General features: G+C 32.9%; 18 protein-coding genes. 11 read left to right on the plus strand and 7 right to left on the minus strand.

The window, feature by feature from the left end; genetic code table 11:
* The first annotated feature begins 172 nt into the window (after positions 1-172).
* The 6 genes from BD847_RS18285 (at position 173) to BD847_RS18310 (ending at position 5492) form a co-directional block, all read left to right on the plus strand.
* A complete protein-coding gene (locus BD847_RS18285) occupies positions 173-940 on the plus strand; it encodes a ParA family protein (protein WP_115889714.1) in 768 nt (255 codons plus the stop codon).
* 5 nt (positions 941-945) lie between these two features.
* A complete protein-coding gene (locus BD847_RS18290; protein ID WP_053472386.1) occupies positions 946-1848 on the plus strand; it encodes a ParB/RepB/Spo0J family partition protein in 903 nt (300 codons plus the stop codon).
* On the plus strand, positions 1848-2408 hold the full coding sequence (locus BD847_RS18295; RefSeq protein ID WP_115889715.1) for a DUF5683 domain-containing protein: 561 nt from the start codon (positions 1848-1850) through the stop codon (positions 2406-2408). The genes BD847_RS18290 and BD847_RS18295 overlap by 1 nt, the downstream gene beginning before the upstream one ends.
* Positions 2409-2447: 39 nt before the next feature.
* Positions 2448-3149, plus strand: coding sequence for a 4-hydroxy-tetrahydrodipicolinate reductase (gene dapB, locus BD847_RS18300; protein WP_115889716.1), 702 nt, complete (start codon positions 2448-2450; stop codon positions 3147-3149).
* A 61-nt stretch (positions 3150-3210) separates the two neighbouring features.
* The gene (lepB, locus tag BD847_RS18305) at positions 3211-4788 is read left to right on the plus strand and encodes a signal peptidase I (protein WP_115889717.1); all 1578 of its coding nucleotides are present in this window, start codon (positions 3211-3213) and stop codon (positions 4786-4788) included.
* A gap of 89 nt (positions 4789-4877) precedes the next feature.
* Positions 4878-5492 (plus strand): WbqC family protein, encoded by a 615-nt coding sequence (locus BD847_RS18310; protein WP_115889718.1) that lies wholly within the window; start codon positions 4878-4880, stop codon positions 5490-5492.
* Here the strand turns inward: BD847_RS18310 and BD847_RS18315 are convergent.
* From BD847_RS18315 to BD847_RS18340, 6 genes are all read right to left on the minus strand, one after another.
* The gene (locus BD847_RS18315) at positions 5489-6541 is read right to left on the minus strand and encodes an endonuclease/exonuclease/phosphatase family protein (protein WP_167443888.1); all 1053 of its coding nucleotides are present in this window, start codon (positions 6539-6541) and stop codon (positions 5489-5491) included. The two genes, BD847_RS18310 and BD847_RS18315, sit on opposite strands and share 4 nt — an antisense overlap.
* Positions 6542-6558: 17 nt before the next feature.
* Entirely contained in the window at positions 6559-7422 is an 864-nt protein-coding gene (locus BD847_RS18320) for a rhomboid family protein (protein ID WP_115889719.1), read from the minus strand.
* Positions 7423-7468: 46 nt separating this feature from the next.
* Positions 7469-8281 (minus strand): rhomboid family intramembrane serine protease, encoded by an 813-nt coding sequence (locus BD847_RS18325; protein ID WP_167443889.1) that lies wholly within the window; start codon positions 8279-8281, stop codon positions 7469-7471.
* Complete coding sequence (gene mutL, locus BD847_RS18330) at positions 8278-10209, minus strand: DNA mismatch repair endonuclease MutL (protein ID WP_115889720.1); 1932 nt, start codon at positions 10207-10209, stop codon at positions 8278-8280. The genes BD847_RS18325 and mutL overlap by 4 nt, the downstream gene beginning before the upstream one ends.
* Before the next feature lie 209 nt (positions 10210-10418).
* A complete protein-coding gene (ribH, locus tag BD847_RS18335) occupies positions 10419-10991 on the minus strand; it encodes a 6,7-dimethyl-8-ribityllumazine synthase (RefSeq protein ID WP_115889721.1) in 573 nt (190 codons plus the stop codon).
* 81 nt (positions 10992-11072) lie between these two features.
* Entirely contained in the window at positions 11073-11852 is a 780-nt protein-coding gene (locus BD847_RS18340; protein ID WP_115889722.1) for a tetratricopeptide repeat protein, read from the minus strand.
* A 241-nt stretch (positions 11853-12093) separates the two neighbouring features.
* On the opposite strand from BD847_RS18340, the gene recF reads away from it, so the two are divergent.
* The 4 genes from recF to BD847_RS18360 all read left to right on the plus strand — a co-directional run bounded on the left by recF (position 12094) and on the right by BD847_RS18360 (position 16521).
* The gene (recF, locus tag BD847_RS18345) at positions 12094-13173 is read left to right on the plus strand and encodes a DNA replication/repair protein RecF (RefSeq protein WP_115889723.1); all 1080 of its coding nucleotides are present in this window, start codon (positions 12094-12096) and stop codon (positions 13171-13173) included.
* Between the two features lie 177 nt (positions 13174-13350).
* The gene (locus BD847_RS18350) at positions 13351-14025 is read left to right on the plus strand and encodes a DUF2461 domain-containing protein (protein ID WP_115889724.1); all 675 of its coding nucleotides are present in this window, start codon (positions 13351-13353) and stop codon (positions 14023-14025) included.
* Positions 14026-14100: 75 nt separating this feature from the next.
* Positions 14101-15399, plus strand: a complete 1299-nt coding sequence (locus BD847_RS18355) for an erythromycin esterase family protein (protein ID WP_115889725.1) — start codon at positions 14101-14103, stop codon at positions 15397-15399.
* A 57-nt stretch (positions 15400-15456) separates the two neighbouring features.
* Positions 15457-16521 carry a glycosyltransferase gene (locus tag BD847_RS18360; RefSeq protein ID WP_115889726.1) on the plus strand — a complete coding sequence of 355 codons (1065 nt, stop codon included), beginning with the start codon at positions 15457-15459 and terminating at the stop codon, positions 16519-16521.
* A gap of 166 nt (positions 16522-16687) precedes the next feature.
* Here the strand turns inward: BD847_RS18360 and BD847_RS18365 are convergent, their stop codons facing one another.
* The gene (locus BD847_RS18365; protein ID WP_115889727.1) at positions 16688-16972 is read right to left on the minus strand and encodes a hypothetical protein; all 285 of its coding nucleotides are present in this window, start codon (positions 16970-16972) and stop codon (positions 16688-16690) included.
* Positions 16973-17144: 172 nt separating this feature from the next.
* Here BD847_RS18365 and hisC point away from each other — a divergent pair, with 172 nt between their 5' ends.
* Positions 17145-18248: a histidinol-phosphate transaminase gene (gene hisC / locus BD847_RS18370; RefSeq protein WP_115889728.1), complete on the plus strand. Its 1104-nt coding sequence runs from the start codon at positions 17145-17147 to the stop codon at positions 18246-18248.
* Positions 18249-18283: the final 35 nt, after the last annotated feature.

Genomic DNA, 18283 nt, shown 5'->3' on the forward strand with positions numbered 1-18283 from the left:
AACAAGAATAAAACAGGACAGAATTTTGCTGTTATTTTTTATTGTAACAAAAATTAAATTCTTGTAAACACGCACCATACCGCGATTAACCGAAGTTTCTTAAATGTTAACAAAATAGATTTTCAGAAACCATAAATAATTGTATTTTTACGGTTCAAAATTCAGAAAATAAATGGGCAAAATCATTGCGATTGCTAATCAAAAAGGAGGCGTTGGAAAAACCACGACATCTGTAAATCTTGCAGCCTCACTAGGTGTTTTAGAAAAAAAAGTATTATTGATCGATGCTGATCCTCAAGCAAATGCCACTTCTGGCCTTGGGATTGACGTGGAATCGGTTGAAACTGGTACATACCAAATACTTGAACATACCAGCACCCCAAAAGAAACTGTTATTCAATGTACAGCACCAAATGTTGATGTGATCCCTGCTCACATTGATCTTGTTGCGATCGAAATCGAATTGGTCGATAAAGAAAACAGAGAATACATGCTTAAAACAGCATTAGAAAGTGTTAAAGACGAATATGATTATATCATTATCGACTGTGCACCTTCTTTAGGTCTATTAACCTTAAATGCTTTGACAGCTGCAGATTCTGTAGTTATTCCAATTCAATGTGAATATTTTGCACTTGAGGGATTAGGAAAATTATTGAACACTATTAAAAGTATTCAAAAAATTCACAACCCAGATCTTGATATTGAAGGATTATTATTAACCATGTACGATTCAAGATTACGTTTATCAAATCAGGTTGTTGAAGAAGTTCAAAAACACTTTAATGATATGGTTTTTGAAACTGTTATTCAGCGAAATGTAAAATTAAGTGAAGCGCCAAGTTTTGGAGAAAGCATCATTAATTATGACGCAACAAGCAAAGGTGCAGTAAATTACATTAACCTTGCTCAGGAAATTATAAAGAAAAACAGCAAATAGTTTTTATGACAAAAGCAATTAAAAAACAAGCCTTAGGAAGAGGATTATCAGCATTACTAAAAGATCCGGAAAACGACATTACATCAGTAGAAGACAAAAATGCTGACAAGGTTGTTGGAAATATCATAGAGCTTGAAATAAGTGCTATCGAAATAAATCCGTTTCAGCCTAGAAGCAATTTTAACGAAGAATCGTTACGCGAATTAGCCACTTCTATTAAAGAACTTGGTGTAATTCAACCTATTACTGTCCGAAAATTAGATTTCAATAAATACCAATTAATTTCGGGAGAACGTCGTTTGCGCGCTTCAACTTTAGTTGGACTAACACATGTTCCTGCATATATTCGTATAGCTAATGACAATGAATCATTAGTTATGGCGTTAGTAGAGAATATTCAGCGTCACGATTTAGACCCAATTGAGATCGCTCTTTCTTACCAACGTTTAATTGACGAAATTCAATTGACTCAGGAACAAATGAGTGAGCGCGTTGGAAAAAAACGTTCAACCATTGCCAACTATTTACGTCTTTTAAAACTTGACCCGATTATCCAGACAGGAATTCGCGACGGTTTTATCAGCATGGGACACGGTAGAGCAATTATCAATATTGAAGATTTAGACGTTCAGACAGATATTTACCAAAAAATTGTAAGTCAAAATTTATCTGTTCGTGAAACTGAAGCTTTAGTTAAGAATTATCATGAAGGTCAACAACCGAAAGCGGAAGGAAAACCTAAAGCAGAGTCTTCATTTGTGGTTAGAGAAACACAAAAAAACACTTTCAATGATTATTTTGGTTCGAAAGTTGATATAAAAGTCGCTGGCAACGGAAAAGGAAAAATTACAATACCATTTAATTCTGAAGCTGACTTTAACAGAATTATAAAATTAATTAATGGATAGTGAATAAGATTGTCCCCATAAGTTTATTGTTCTTTCTTATAGGAACCGCTTCTATTTTTGCTCAGGCAAAATCGGATGCGGTTTTAGTCGCTAAAGACACTACCAAGTTAGAAGAAATAGACCCTCTTACCCCAGCAAAAGCAGCGTTTTACTCTGCAATTCTACCCGGATTAGGTCAAGCTTACAATAAAAAATACTGGAAAATTCCATTAGTGTATGCAGGAATAGGCACCAGTCTTTATTTCTATATTGACAACAATAAAAAATATCATGATTATAGAGATGCCTACAAACGAAGGCTGGAAGGCTATAATGATGACGACTATCAGTATCTGGACGAAAGCAGACTTATTGCAGGTCAGAAATTCTACCAGCGAAACAGAGATTTATCTGCTTTATTTGTTGTCGGATTTTATGTTCTAAATATCATAGATGCCAATGTCGACGCGGCATTGATTCAATTCAACGTAAACGAAAGACTATCAATGCGTCCTGAAATTTATCCTGCCGATGTAACATTTAAACCAAACGTCGGACTAACCTTTAATTATCGTTTTTAAATAGCATCAGCTACTCAAAAACCAAATACATATTTACAAATGAAAATTGCTCTTTTAGGATACGGAAAAATGGGTAAAGTAATCGAAAGAATTGCTTTAGAAAGAGGCCATGAAATTGTTTTAAAGAAAGATGAATTCAACACATACGATGGCCTTGCAACTGCTGATGTCGCAATTGACTTTAGCATCCCTACAGCTGCCGTTGACAATATTTCAAATTGCTTTCACGCTAACGTACCTGTAGTATCAGGAACTACGGGATGGTTGGAACATTATGATGAAATGGCTAAACTTTGTAATGAAAAACAAGGTGCATTTATATCAAGTTCAAATTTCAGCTTGGGAGTAAACATTTTCTTTGAATTAAATGAATATTTAGCCAAAATCATGGCACAGTTTGATTCATACAAAGTTACAATGGAAGAAATCCACCATACTCAAAAACTTGACGCACCAAGCGGAACTGCAATTTCATTAGCAAAAGGAGTTATTGAAAACAGCAACTACGCAAATTGGACTCTGGACGAAGCAAAAAATAACGAAATTCATATTGAAGCTAAAAGAATTGGCGATGTACCTGGAAATCATACCGTTACTTACGATTCAGTTGTAGACAGCATTGAACTAAAACACACAGCTCATAATCGTGAAGGTTTTGCTCTTGGCGCTGTTATAGCAGCGGAATGGTTAGCCGGAAAAACAGGTATTTATACCATGAAAGACGTATTAAACTTAAAATAAAATTGATGAGAGGTTAAGATTCATCCATTAGCTTCAACTTCAAACATTAAATAAAAATATCATGACTCTATATCTTTGGTTTGTATTTTTCCTTGCTGTTCAGGTAATTCATTTTATTGGAACCTGGAAACTCTATGAAGCGGCAGGAAGAAAAAGTTGGGAAGCAGCAATCCCAGTATACAATGCGATTGTTTTAATGAAAATTATTGGTCGACCAACATGGTGGACATTGTTACTTTTCATACCAATTATCAACCTTATTATGTTTCCTGTTATTTGGGTTGAAACATTAAGAACATTTGGAAAAAAGAGCACACTTGATACTATTCTAGGAATTTTTACTTTTGGATTCTATATCTATTATGTAAACTATACCCAGAAATTAGAATATAACGCTAACAGAAGCCTTACTCCGGAAAACAAAACGGCAGACACAATAAGTTCGCTTCTTTTTGCCATTATTGTTGCGACTTTAGTGCACACTTATGTTGTTCAGCCTTACACAATTCCGTCATCTTCTTTGGAAAAATCATTATTAATTGGTGACTTTTTATTTGTAAGCAAAGTGAATTACGGTCCAAGAGTTCCTATGACAACGGTTGCATTACCAATGGTTCATGACACTATTCCTTTTGCAAAAGTAAAATCATATTTAAGCTGGCCACAATTGCCTTATTTCAGACTTCCGGCTTTAGAAAAGATTAAAAATAATGATATTGTTGTATTTAACTGGCCTCGCGATACTGCATACAATATGTATATTCCGGCAGATAAATTTTATTATAAACCAATAGACAAAAAAACAAATTACGTAAAACGTTGCGTTGGAATTCCAGGTGACTCATTACAAATTAAAGATGGTATTGTTTTTATCAACGGAAAAGAACTTATTCTTCCTGAAAGAGCGAAACCACAATATTCATACAAAGTTGCTTACGACGGAAAAACTCCAATTGACTTTGAAAGTTTATTACGTGAATTAGATATTACTGATGGCGCTTACTTTACCGATCAGGAAAAGAAAGACACCTTATACTTTAGAGCACTTACACAAGCAAGCGTTGAACGTTTAAAAAACACTCCCGGAATTACAGGAGTAAAAAGAGAAATTGTCAAAGGACCAGAAGATGGTATTTTCCCTGATTTTCAAGACGGTAAACCATCTACAACAAACAACTGGAGCTGTGACAATATGGGGCCAATATATATTCCACAAGCTGGAAAGACAGTGGCGCTAACAACTAAAACATTACCGTTGTATAAAGAGATTATCTCTAATTATGAAGGGAACAAATTAGAAGTTAAAGGCTCTGAAATTTTGATTAATGGAAAACCTGCAACAACTTACACGTTCAAACAAGATTACTATTGGATGATGGGAGACAACCGTCATAATTCATTAGATGCACGTTATTTTGGCTACACACCAGCCGATCATATCGTTGGAAAACCGGTTTTCATATGGATGAGCTGGGATACAAACGGAAAAGGAATCAACAAAGTTCGCTGGAACAGGGTTTTCACTACTGTAGATGGCGAAGGTCAACCACAATCGTATTTTAAATATTTTCTAATTGTCTTGGCTCTTTATTTTGTTGGAGAATTTTTCTGGAGAAAAAGAAAAGAAAACAAAGCATAATTAAAATATGTTATTTTTGTTTCAGGTTTCAAGTTTCAGGTTCGCAAAAACTTGAAACTTGAAACCTGAAACTTTTAAACAAAATACACATGAATTCCTTATTACTTCCTACTTATTTCCCATCAATTAGTCATTTTGCTGTAATTGCACAATCTGACACAATTACTTTTGAAATGGAAGATAATTTCCAGAAGCAGACTAATAGAAATCGTACATACATCTATAGTCCAAATGGAATTCAATTATTAAATATTCCTGTCAAACATTCAAAATCTGCACATCAAAAAACAAAAGATGTTTTAATTGAAAATGAATTTGACTGGCAAAAACAGCATTTCAAATCATTGGAAGCAGCATACAGAAGCTCTCCATTCTTTGAATTTTTCGAAGACGACATTACTCCTTTTTTCGAAAAAAAACACACCTATTTAATGGATTTAAATATGGAAGCTTTTGAGCTTGTAAACAAATGCATGCGTTTGAAATTAGAGTTCAGCAAAACTTCCGAATATTTTCATGAAGTTGAAAATATTTCTGATTTCAGATATCTGGCAAATGGAAAAAAAGATCAGAATTCGTTCGAGAAATACACACAGGTTTTTGATGACAAACATGGATTTATCAACAATTTAAGCGTTTTGGACTTACTTTTTAACGAAGGTAAATTTGCAATCGACTACTTAAAAACGCAAAAAATAATCTAAAATTGATCTATCGAAAGTCGGGTCATTATTGGATAATGATCTGAATTTTCGAAATCAGAAAAACTCTCAAACTGTTTTACTTTCATTTTAGTATCAGTAAAAATATAATCAATTCGAGCAGGATAATATTTAAATTTATAAGTTGCTCCAAAGCCTTCTCCGGCCTCTTCAAAAGCATCTTTAAGTTTTCCTTTAATATTTCGATAAACGTACGAGAATGGACTATTATTCATGTCGCCGCAAATAATAATAGGATATTTACACTTTTTGATGTGTTCTTTAAAAATTTCAGCTTGTTCTTGCTGCTGTGTAAACCCTTTACTGATTCTGGTATAAATACGTTGCGATTTCCTCTGGTTTACATTATCAATATTATCTGAAATTTCACTTACATCAGGAGATATTTTGATCGATTGCAAGTGCATATTATAAACGCGAATAATATCTTTTCCGCGCTTAATATCAGCATAAACCACATTGTTATCTGATTTAGGAAAAATGATATTCCCTTCATCAATAATAGGGAATTTTGAAAAAATAGCCTGACCCGTTTTAATCTGATTGCCATCAATAAAAATATAACGATGCGGATATACTTTTAAATCCAAATGTGCAGAATTTGAATATTCCTGAATACATAAAATATCAGGATCTTTTTCATCAATGAAAGTTTTTATATTCTCCGGAATATCATCTCTGTCCAGCCATTTAAAAACATTAAACAGACGAACATTATAACTCATAATAGAAAAATCCTTTTCGTCTTTCACATATTCTTTAGCCGAAAACTTATAAAACTTGCTAATAAAAGTTATTCCGGTAAGTAAAACTAAACCAGACAAAATAAGACGCTTTTTAAACTGAATTGCCCAATATATAAAGAACAACCCGTTTGCAACAAAAAAAGCTGGCATAAACAACGTAAGCACCGATAAAAGCGGAAAGCTCTTAGGTGCTAAAAAAGGTAAAATATAGACACTAAATGTAAGCACAGTCAGGACTATATTCAATAAGAACATTATTTTATTAAACCACGAAAGGTTTTTCATATTATTTGCTAAAAGGATTATTTTCCAGCTCTAAATAGAAACTCTTTTTCTTCTTTTGTGAGACAATCATAACCCGATTGGCTAATCTTATCTAAAATTTCATCAATTTGCTGTTGCGTTTTGTCTTTCGTAACAATTCTTGATGTCACTTTTTCCGTAGGTTTTTTGTAATTTTTATGAACTTTTGTAAATGGGGTCGTTGGGGATTTTCTAAAAAGATTAGCAAAAAAATCTAACACTTTAGAAACAATGATACTTAAATCGGTACCATTTTGAAGCAGTTTTATAAATATAAATCCGAAAAAAGCTCCGGCTAAATGCGAAATATGGCCTCCCATATTTCCTAAACGAAACTGCATTAAATCTAAAAGTAATATCACACCAGTAATATGCCAGAGTTTAACATTTCCAAAAAGAAATAATCTAACATTCATTAAAGGGCGATACGTTGTCGCAGCTACTAAAATTGCCATGATTGCCGCCGAAGCACCAACTATTGAAGCAGAATTTCCTAAAATATAATAGCTTAAAGCAAACACAATTCCTGAAAAAATTGCACCTAAAATATACAATCCTAAATATTGCTTTTGAGAAAAGAAGGTTAGAAACAAATTACTCGCAAAGTTTAAAACCAACATATTAAACAACAAATGCATAAATCCAAAATGAAAAAAGGCATAGGTTAAAAAAGTCCACGGTTTAAACATAAAAACCTGTGGATCCGAAGATAATGCCAACCAATTTGGATATAAAAAACTTCCGCCAGAATATTGATAGAAAAAAACTAAAGAAACCATAAAACAGGCAACATTCCAATAAATAACACGCATGGCGATGCCACCAAGTTTGTATTGCAGTTTTAAATCATCAAGAATATTCATAAAGTCTTCGTTTCGTTTTTTAAAGTTAATAAATTAAAGTTAAAAATTAATTCCAACGATTGTTATTAAACTGATTTTTTTTCCAGTACAACATCATTAAAAAACCTGCAATAGCACCACCAACATGCGCAAAGTGTGCGATTCCAGTTCCTCCACTTCCAAATAAAGAACTTCCTTTAAACCCTAAAAACAAGTCAACTGCTAAAATTCCAGGTACAAAATATTTTGCCTTAATAGGAATTGGAATAAATATTAAACCTAATTGAGCATTAGGAAACATAAAAGCAAAAGCCGTTAATAAACCATAAATTGCTCCCGAAGCTCCAATAACACTTGATTGCGTAATTGCACCTGCTTGTGCCAATGCATTAAACTGCTCTTGAGTACAATGCGCTTTATTTAAAATATTCGAAATTTCGCCTTGAATCATTTTCCCATTTGAATCAAAAAGCGATGGATAATCAGCATTCAAAATCAAATGAAGTTCAGATTTAGATAAATTTAAAGTTGAAACAGTTTCTAAAAGAGAATGTAATTGCAAATAATTAACTGCAGTATGTAATAATGCAGCTCCTAATCCACATGAAATATAAAAAAACAAGAATTTTTTACCACCCCAAAAATGTTCAAGTGCTGATCCAAAACTATATAAAGCAAACATATTAAATAAAATATGCGCAAAATTAGGCCATGGCGCATGCATAAACATATGAGTTATTAACTGCCAAATTCTGAAATTTTCACTTTCTGGATAAAAAAGCGATAAATACTCGTAAGAAACCGGCACTAACTGAGCACCAATAAAAAAGATAATATTAATTATAAGCAGTTGTTTAACAACTGGAGTCATATTCATCATAAAGCAAACTTTTTATCTATATCTTCAACACGCATGGTGATGAAAGTAGGTTTTTGAAAAGGTGAAATATTTGGATCTTTACAAGCAAATAATCCGTTTACCAGATTATCTTGTTCCTTTTCGGTTAAATAAGATCCTGTTTTAACCGCTAAACTTTTTGCCATCGACTTGGCAATGGTATCGTTCTGACTGTAACTGTTTGCCGGAATTCCGTCCTGCAAGTCACTTAACAACTGATCGATTACAATCGAAACTTCACTTTCGGTAATATTTACCGGAATTCCTGAAATTACAATATGATCTGTTTTAGCATCTTCAAAAATAAATCCTGTCGTTTCCAGTGAAGGTTTTAATTCTTCAATCAGTTTCATTTCAACGGATGAATAAAACAAATCCAACGGAAAAAGCAATTGCTGACTTGAAGCCTGATTAACGGTCATATTCAGCAAAAACTGTTCGTACAAAATACGCTGATGCGCGCGTTGCTGATCAACAATAATCATTCCTGATTTTATTGGCGATACTATATATTTTTTATGAATTTGATACGTTTTCTGACTTGCCTGTTCCACCTCATCTTCATTAAATAAAGAAGAAGTTACTTCTTCGTTTTCGAATGTAAAAGGTGAGCTTTCGATGGTTTCCGGATTTTCTAAATCTAAACCAACATACAAACTTTCCCAACTTGTTGTTGGTTCTACTCGTTTTGAATAACCAGAATACGATGATCCGGAATAGGAAGAACCTGAAGAAGATGACGAACCAGAACTATAACCCGATCCTGAACTTCCTTTTGTATAATGCTGATTTGTCTTATCATCTGTAAAAGGATTAAAAGTTCCGTCGACCTGAATGGTAGGCGTTTCAGCTTCTAAATCTTTGTAATGATATGGTGTATCTAAATTAGCATCTCTGTCAAAATCCAAAACCGGCGCTACATTAAACTGCCCTAAACTATGTTTAATTGATGCTCTTAAAATCGCATACAAAGCTTGTTCATCATCAAACTTAATTTCCGTTTTTGTTGGATGAATATTAATATCGATTGTATTTGGCGGTACTTGTAGATATAAAAAATAACTTGGCTGCGAACCATCTTTTAAAAGACCATCGTAAGCCGCCATAACTGCATGGTGTAAATAACCACTTTTTATAAAACGATCATTCACAAAAAAGAACTGTTCTCCCCTACTTTTTTTAGCAAATTCAGGTTTACAAACAAATCCTTGTATATTGATTATTTCGGTATCTTCATTTACCGGAACTAATTTTTCATTGGTTTTGCCAGACATAATTCCGACAATTCTCTGGCGATATCCTGATGACGGAAGATTATACAATTCGCTTCCGTTATGATAAAAACTAAAATGAATATTGGGATGTGCTAACGCTACACGCTGAAATTCATCCATAACATGACGAAATTCAACCGTGTCCGATTTTAGGAAATTACGACGCGCAGGAATATTAAAAAAAAGATTCTTAACCGCAAATGAAGTTCCTTTTGGCAAAACCGCCACTTCTTGCGAAACGAATTTACTTCCCTCAATTACAATGTGAGTTCCCAATTCGTCCTGATCTTGTTTGGTTTTCATTTCCATATGGGCAATCGCCGCAATTGAAGCCAAAGCTTCTCCACGAAATCCTTTTGTTCCAAGCGAAAACAAATCCTCTGCCTGACGAATTTTCGATGTGGCATGACGCGCAAAACACAAACGAGCATCGGTAACGGTCATTCCTACTCCGTTATCAATAACCTGAACTAATGATTTTCCAGCATCTTTAATAATCAATTTAATATCCGTTGCTTTTGCATCAACAGCATTTTCTAATAGTTCTTTTACTACAGAAGCAGGTCTTTGAACCACTTCTCCAGCGGCGATTTGGTTAGCAACGTGATCCGGAAGCAATTGAATAATACTCGACATTAAAAAATTTGGGTTAAGGGTTTCTCTTCGATCTTAATAATTAAAAATCTTAGATTGATATTGTTAGTTCTCTCTGATTTCAAAAATCCAAGGTGTACAAATTTAATGAATTTTGATTGTGATTTAGAATATCTACTGTCATAAAAAAAACAAAAAACCCATACTATTTTTACACAGTATGGGTTTTAGTATTTTTAAAACATTGTGTTTTATTCGTTCTCAATCTTTCTTGGTGAATCTTCGATCTGAAGCGCACCTGAAGACAATAATGGTTGGTGAAATGGATGTGACATCGAAGCCTGCTGACGAATATACGCCATTTTAATTGCTGCAATTGCAGCTTCAGTTCCTTTGTTCCCGTGAATTCCTCCACTTCTATCAATAGATTGTTGCATAGTGTTATCTGTTAAAACACAGAAAATAACCGGAATATCCGTTTGAACATTTAAATCTTTTATTCCTTGCGTAACACCTTCGCAAACAAAATCAAAATGCTTTGTTTCGCCCTGAATCACACAACCAATTACAATAACAGCGTCAACATTTTGCGTTTGAAGCATTTTTTTTGCGCCATAAATCAACTCAAAACTTCCAGGAACATTCCAACGTATAATTTGTTGCGCCGGTACATTACAATCAACAAGCGCATCAAAAGCTCCATTATAAAGACCTTCTGTTATAGTATCGTTCCATTCAGAAACAACAATCCCAAATCGAAAGTCTTTCGCATTTGGGATTGTGTTTTTATCGTATTCTGATAAATTTTTATTTTCGGTAGCCATCTTTAATATTTAAGATTTTAATTTCTTTCAGATTGTAAAAATACAAATCTAAAATCTAAAATCTGAACTCTAAAAATTAAATTATTGTGCTAATCCAATTAATACATCTACAGACGCTCCTTCTGGAGTATCAGCAAAATTTTCTTTAATATCAGTTAAGTATTTCAAAGCATCTTCTTTTTGACCTAAAGCCAAAGCAGTTTTTCCAGCTTTTAATAAGAAACGTGGAGTTGTAAAATCATTTTTATTAGACTCAGCCGCTTTTACATAATAGCTTAAAGCTTCTTTTTGATTATTTTTTTGAGAATAAGCATCTCCAATAGCACCTTTTGATAAAGCACTTAAAAACATATCTTCAGATTTGAAGTTTTCAAGATATTTAATTGCATCGTCAAATTTACCTGTATTCAAATATGCCATACCAGCATAGTAATTTGCTAAATTTCCTGCATCAGTTCCAGAATATTCTTCAGCAATTTTAACAAATCCGAATTTACCTTCAGATCCGTTTAATGCTAATTTATATAATGAATCGCTTGCTACACCGTCAACCGCTTTTTGAAAGTTTTGCTGAGCAACAAACATTTCGTTTGCAGCCTCATCTTGTTTAGGATTTTCAATGAATTTTTGGTAACCCAAATATCCAATAGTAGCAACTGCAATACCAGCAACTAAACCAATAATGATTTTTTGATTTTTAGCAACCCAATCCTCAGTTCTTGAAGCAGTTTCGTCTAATTTAGAAAAAACACCAGCTGTTGTGCTGTCTTTTTCGTCAATAATTACCTGTTGTTCTTCTGTAACTTCTTTTACTTCCTTCTCTTTTGGTGCTTTATATCCTCTTTTATTGTAAGTAGCCATTTAAAATTAATTTAGTGAACGGCAAAAATAAAATTTTTCTTGAAACTGAGACAAAAAAAATCAATTTTATCACTATTTTAAAAGAAATATTTTTAGAAAAGCTAACTCCTTTCACATCAGCACCAAAATAAATCAGTTGGAGACCGCCTTAAAGCCAATTATATCGATAATTTTCGGTAATTTGCACCCTCAAATTTTCATCGTTCAAAAACGATAAATTTTACACAAGGAATCCTTAAAAATGCATTTAAACAAAATTTCTTTATTCAATTATAAAAATTTTTCAGAAGCCAGTTTTGATTTCGACGTCAAGATCAACTGTTTTGTTGGCAAAAATGGAATCGGAAAAACCAATGTACTTGATGCTATTTTTCATCTGGCTTACGGAAAAAGCTATTTTAATCCGCTTGCCGTTCAAAATATCAAACATGGAGAAGAGTTTTTTGTAATTGATGGCGAACTGGACAAAAACGACAGAACAGAACAAATTGTCTGTAGTTTAAAAAAAGGACAAAAGAAGGTTTTAAAGAGAAATGGCAAAGCGTATGATAAATTTTCAGATCATATCGGACTCATTCCACTTGTGATCATCTCACCCGCTGATCGTGATTTAATTGTAGAAGGAAGCGAAACCCGCCGTAAATTTATGGACAGCGTAATTTCGCAATTAGATCCGACGTATCTGCATCAATTAATTCAATACCAAAAAGTAATTGTTCAGCGAAATGCGCTTTTAAAGTATTTTGCCCTCAATCATACTTTTGACAACGACACTTTATCTATATATAATGAGCAACTGAATGAATTTGGGAAATCAATTTTTGAAAAACGAAAAGATTTTCTGGAACAATTTATACCTATATTTAATACACACCATAACGCCATAACCGGATCCGAGGAAAGCGTACAGCTAGTTTATGAAAGTCATTTGTTCGAAAAAGATTTATTGACGCTTTTGAAGGAAAACATAAATAAAGACAGAGCGCTTCAATATACCAACTCTGGAATTCATAAAGATGATCTATCCTTTGAGATTGACTCACATCCGATTAAAAAATTTGGATCGCAAGGACAGCAAAAATCATTTTTGATTGCCTTGAAACTAGCACAATTTGAGTTTTTAAAAAAACAAAGTGGCGTTACACCTATTTTATTATTCGATGATATTTTTGACAAACTGGATGAAACACGAGTTGCCAAAATTGTGGAAATGGTAAATACCGAAACTTTCGGCCAGCTTTTTATTTCTGATACTCATCCGGAACGAACTGAAGCGATTGTAAAATCGACGCATCAGAGTTACAAGATCTTTAATTTATAATTTTTTTTTGCCGCGAATTACACGAATTTTCACGAATTTTTTATTGCTTGAACTTCAATAAAGTTCAAAACTTCGTCAAAGTTTTAATTCGTGAAAATTCGTGTAATTCGTGGCAAACTTTCTTTAAGTAAATCAGTAAATTAGCCCAAACATTAACTGCAATAAAAAACATAGAATATGCTAACGAAAGAATCATTGCAATTTTTAGACGATTTAAAAAAGAACAATAACAGAGATTGGTTTCAGGAAAACAAAAAACGATACGAAATCTTCAAAAAAGACTACCATCAATTAGTAAGCGATTTTCTGGATGCGATGAAACCGCTGGATCCTTCTTTAGAATTACTAGAAGTTAAAAATTGTACTTTTAGAATCAATCGTGATATTCGTTTTTCTAAAGACAAATCTCCTTACAAAGCACACTTAGGTGTTTGGATGTCTGGCGGAACTAAAGGTTTGAATCGCGCCGGATATTATGTACATATCGAAAAAGGAGCCAGTTTTATTGCCGGTGGATTTTATTCTCCAGAATCGGAGGATTTAAAAAAAGTCCGTAAAGAAATCGCTTTTTTCTATGATGATCTGGAAGAGATTTTAAAAGATAAAAACTTCAAAAAAGAATTTGGAAGTTTAGATATAAACGAAAATAATTCGCTTAAAAGCATGCCACGCGGTTACGAAAAAGACCATCCCGCAATTGAGTTTTTAAAACTGAAAAGCTTTACTGCAACTCAAGTTTATGATATTTCTGAAGTAACTCAGAAAGACTTTGTTTCTAAAATGAGTAAAAAACTTATTGCTTTAAAACCTTTAAACGAATTCATCAATCGTGCTTTAGACACTGAGGAATAAAAAAGATAAATCGCCACGAATTCACGAATTATTAAAACTAGCATATTATAATAAGGATAAAAAAACATTACGCTTATGAGATTTTTCATTTCAGCCATTACATTTTTTCTCTTTTTTCAAACATATGCTCAAAATTTCAAAGCTGTAAATTGGATTAATGAAAATGCAATTAAAATTGAAGACGCAAATCCAGACACAAACCTTACGATATTCAATAATAATATTCCACAAAAATTTGGTGATGCAAAAATATTTGGATTCGGAGAAGCTACTCATCAAGGAAAGGAATTTTTCGATTTGAAGGCTAAATTCTTCAAATACTTGGTTGAAAAACAAAATATCAAAGTATTTATAATGGAGGAATCATACCCTTCAGAAGCTGGAATAAACGAATGGATTAGCGGTGGAAAAGGAAACGCGCAAACTATTGCCAACAATTTTAGCATTGGGTTTTGGTATTGCAAAGAGATTGTCGATCTCTTGCAATGGATGAGAAATTATAATCTTGGCAAAACGAAAGAAGATCAAATTCGCTTTTATGGCATGGACATTCAAGTGGTACAAAACATCAATCTGGAAGTACGAAATATAGTAAAAAAGTATAACATTCCCGTAAGCGAAGAACTCCTTTTAGAAGTTGACAAATGTGTAGAAAAAAAAGTGGAATACGGCAAATCTACGGATTGGGCCGAAGTTCAAATTCCTAAACTAGATAAAATTGAAAGTATTTTAATTGATTTTAAACAAAACATTAAAAATGAAAATCTTGATGATTACGCTTCAGCACTTAGAGCTTTAAGTTATTTATCAAAATACACTTATTTTGTGCAAAATCATTATCCTCAGGATAGAGATTTGAAAATGTTTGAAAACGCTAAGTGGATAATAGAGAATAAAGCAAAAAATGGCAAAGCTTTTATTTGGGCTCACAACGAACATATTAATAATTTCAAAGCTGGAAATTATAGTACCCGAAAAATTTATAATTTAGGAAACCACCTGAAAGAATATTACAAAAACGATTATTACAGTATCGGATTTGATTTTGGTACCGGAACACAAGCTGGTTATTTCTCTGATAAAAATGAAAAACCTAGTTGGAAAAAAGTTGAAATAAAAGAACCATTTGCCAAAACTTACGCTGAAACACTTATTGAAGCAAAAAATGAGATTTATTTTATTGATATATTTAAAGCTTTAGAAGGCAATTCTTCAGAGTTTTTTAAAAACAAATCTAAACAGATAGTCGTAGGTGGCGGCGGATTCAATCCCTATAAAAACAATTTGTATCAAAAAAAGTTTTCAATAATGTATGATGGATTAATCTTTGTAAAAAACATTACTCTTCCAACTAATAATCTGGTTACGAAATAAACGCTTTGTAATAGCTACCACAGCTCTACTATTAGAGTCGTGGCAAAAAACATTTGAATGAAAAAAAGAAAAATACTTTTTCTTGGAGAATCATATCGCGCCGACGCCATAACCTGGATGAAAGGGCTGAAAGAATTTGGCGATTTTGAAATCATCACTTGGGAACTTCAATCGTCAAGCAATTCCAAATTCAACCGATTCAAACGTATTTTAGAATATTTCTTCGCTCCTGTTTCTATTCGAAAAATTATCCGAGAAGAAAAACCAGACATGGTAATTGCCGAAAGAACCACCAGCTACGGTTTCCTCGCTGCAATATCTGGCTCTAAAACCATCGCCATAGCACAGCAAGGCCGAACTGATTTATGGCCGGAAGAATCTAAATTATACCTTTTTAAGAAATTCATCCAAAAACAGGCTTTCAAAAAAGCGCATTTAATTCACGCTTGGGGGCCTGTGATGACAATTCACATGAAAGAAATCGGTGTTGACATGAATAAAGTTTTGGTTCTTCCAAAAGGAATTGATTTATCACTTTTTACTCCTTCAACAAATAATTCAAACAAAATTGAAGCTATTGTAACGCGTTCGCTTCAGCCGGAATATCGTCATGACTCAATTTTAAAAGCATTCGGAATTCTAAATCAAAAAGGAATTGACTTTTCATTGACAATTGTGGGAGACGGAACTCGATTGCAATTTTTAAAAGATTTAGCCAAGGAACTTCAAATCGAAAACAAAGTCATTTTTACAGGAAGAATTCCAAACACAGAACTTCCCAAGTTATTACAACAATCCAATATTTATGTCAGCATGCCAATTACCGAAGGCGTTTCGGCGTCTTTGTTTGAAGCAATGGCTTGCAATTGTTATCCTGTAGTTTCAGATATTCCGGGAAATCAAAGTTGGATTAAACATCGTGAAAATGGGCAATTAATCACAATAGACGATACTGAAATGCTTGCAGAAGAATTGATTTGGTCTTTTGAAAATTCTGAATCTCGAAACGAAGCCATTATTCGAAATAGAAAATTTATTGAAGAAAATGCCAATTATGATAGTAACATGAAGGTTATTTCGGAGAAATATCATGAGTTACTGAACCTACAATTGAACAAATAATTTCAATCTTTACTTGAAATCAATCTAATTTTATCATCTCCTTCTTTTTCGATATAAAAAACTCCCAAGTCTTTTATAATATCTTCCTTATTTCTTTTTTCCATACTGCAAGTTAAACCGTAAAAACAAGCATCATCCACAATCATATGTACACGATCATTGTCGATTAACGTATAATTCCTGAGATAGAAACAAAACAATCACTAAGACATTGTGCTATTTCATTACATAAAAATGTACCATCTAAATTAAATGTCACGTAAAGACCATATTTAAATTCGTTTTCTTTCACCAAAGAATAGGCTGCCTTATCTCTATACCCAATAATCTCTTTGGTTTTCCACTTTCCTACAATAGCATTTTGCGCTAAAGACATGGATGAAACAAGAAACAAAAACAGAATTACAATATGCTTTTTCAAACCTATATCTCTACTATTTTTAAGAATCATAATTGTTTAATTTTAGAATTATTAATCTTTATAATTCAATTTCACACCATCAAATATAAAGCTTAATCTTTAATCCATCTTTACAATCGCAAACAGAAATCCAGTCCGTAACTTTTTCCCAATTCTCACGACTTACTATTTGTAGTATTATTAAATTTAATCTTAAAAAAGTATGAACAATAGAAGAAATTGGTTAAAACAAATTGGTTTAGGCACAATAGGATTAGGAATTATTCCATTTGAAACTTTTGCAAATTCACAAACAGAAGAATATTTTTTTCCGAAAACAGACAATTCACCCATACTATTACGATCTAATGAAAATCCGTATGGTCCTTCTCCACTCGCTCGCACTGCCATGCAAAAAAGCGTTAACAGCAGCAATCGATATGGCTGGGATCTTTCCGGAGAATTAATTTCTGCTATTGCTAAAAAGAATACTGTTTCTGATGCCAATATATTATTAGGTGCCGGCTCAACAGAAATTTTAGATTTAGTTCTTCAGTATACGGCATTACAAAAAGGAAATTTTATTATAGCCGAAACCACTTTCAATTATTGGACTTTTCCTGCTGAAAAACTCGGAATAAAAAAAATCACCGTTCCTTTAACAGTCGACAAAAAACATGATTTAACAGCAATGTTACAAGCAATTGATTCGGACACGAAAATGATTTACATCTGCAATCCAAACAATCCGACCGGAACAATTTGCGAAAGAGAAAAACTAATTTCTTTTATTAATGAAGCAACTAAAAAGACAATAGTTTTTGTTGACGAAGCTTATATCGATTTTACAAATGAACAATCTCTAAGTGGACTTGTTACAGAAAACAAAAATCTAATTATCACAAAAACTTTTTCAAAAATGTACGGTTTAGCCGGCGCACGTGTAGGTTATGCAATTGCAGCTTCATCAACAATTGAAGAACTAAGCGCTCTAAAATCGTCTCCAAATTTATCAGTGAGTGTAGTATCAGCAGTCGCTGCTATGGCATCTTTAAATGATGATAAATTTATTGCCCAAGTAAATACTGCAAACGAAGAAGTAAAAAAATATACTATTGAGCAGCTCAACAAACTAAATCTTACCTGTATTCCTTCTCATTCTAATTTTATTTATTTTTCTCTGGATAATTATAAAAAAGATTATTTCAAACAATTAGAAAGCCACAATATTCAAGGAACCAAAATTTACGAAGAAAACGGAAAATGGACCCGGATTACAATTGGCACAATGAAAGAAATGCAACAATTTATAGCTGCGATAAAGTAAAGAATCACAAAAGTCTTTTTACAGAAAATCCACTC

It is taken from the genome of Flavobacterium cutihirudinis, assembly GCF_003385895.1.
Taxonomy (GTDB): Bacteria; Bacteroidota; Bacteroidia; order Flavobacteriales; family Flavobacteriaceae; genus Flavobacterium; species Flavobacterium cutihirudinis.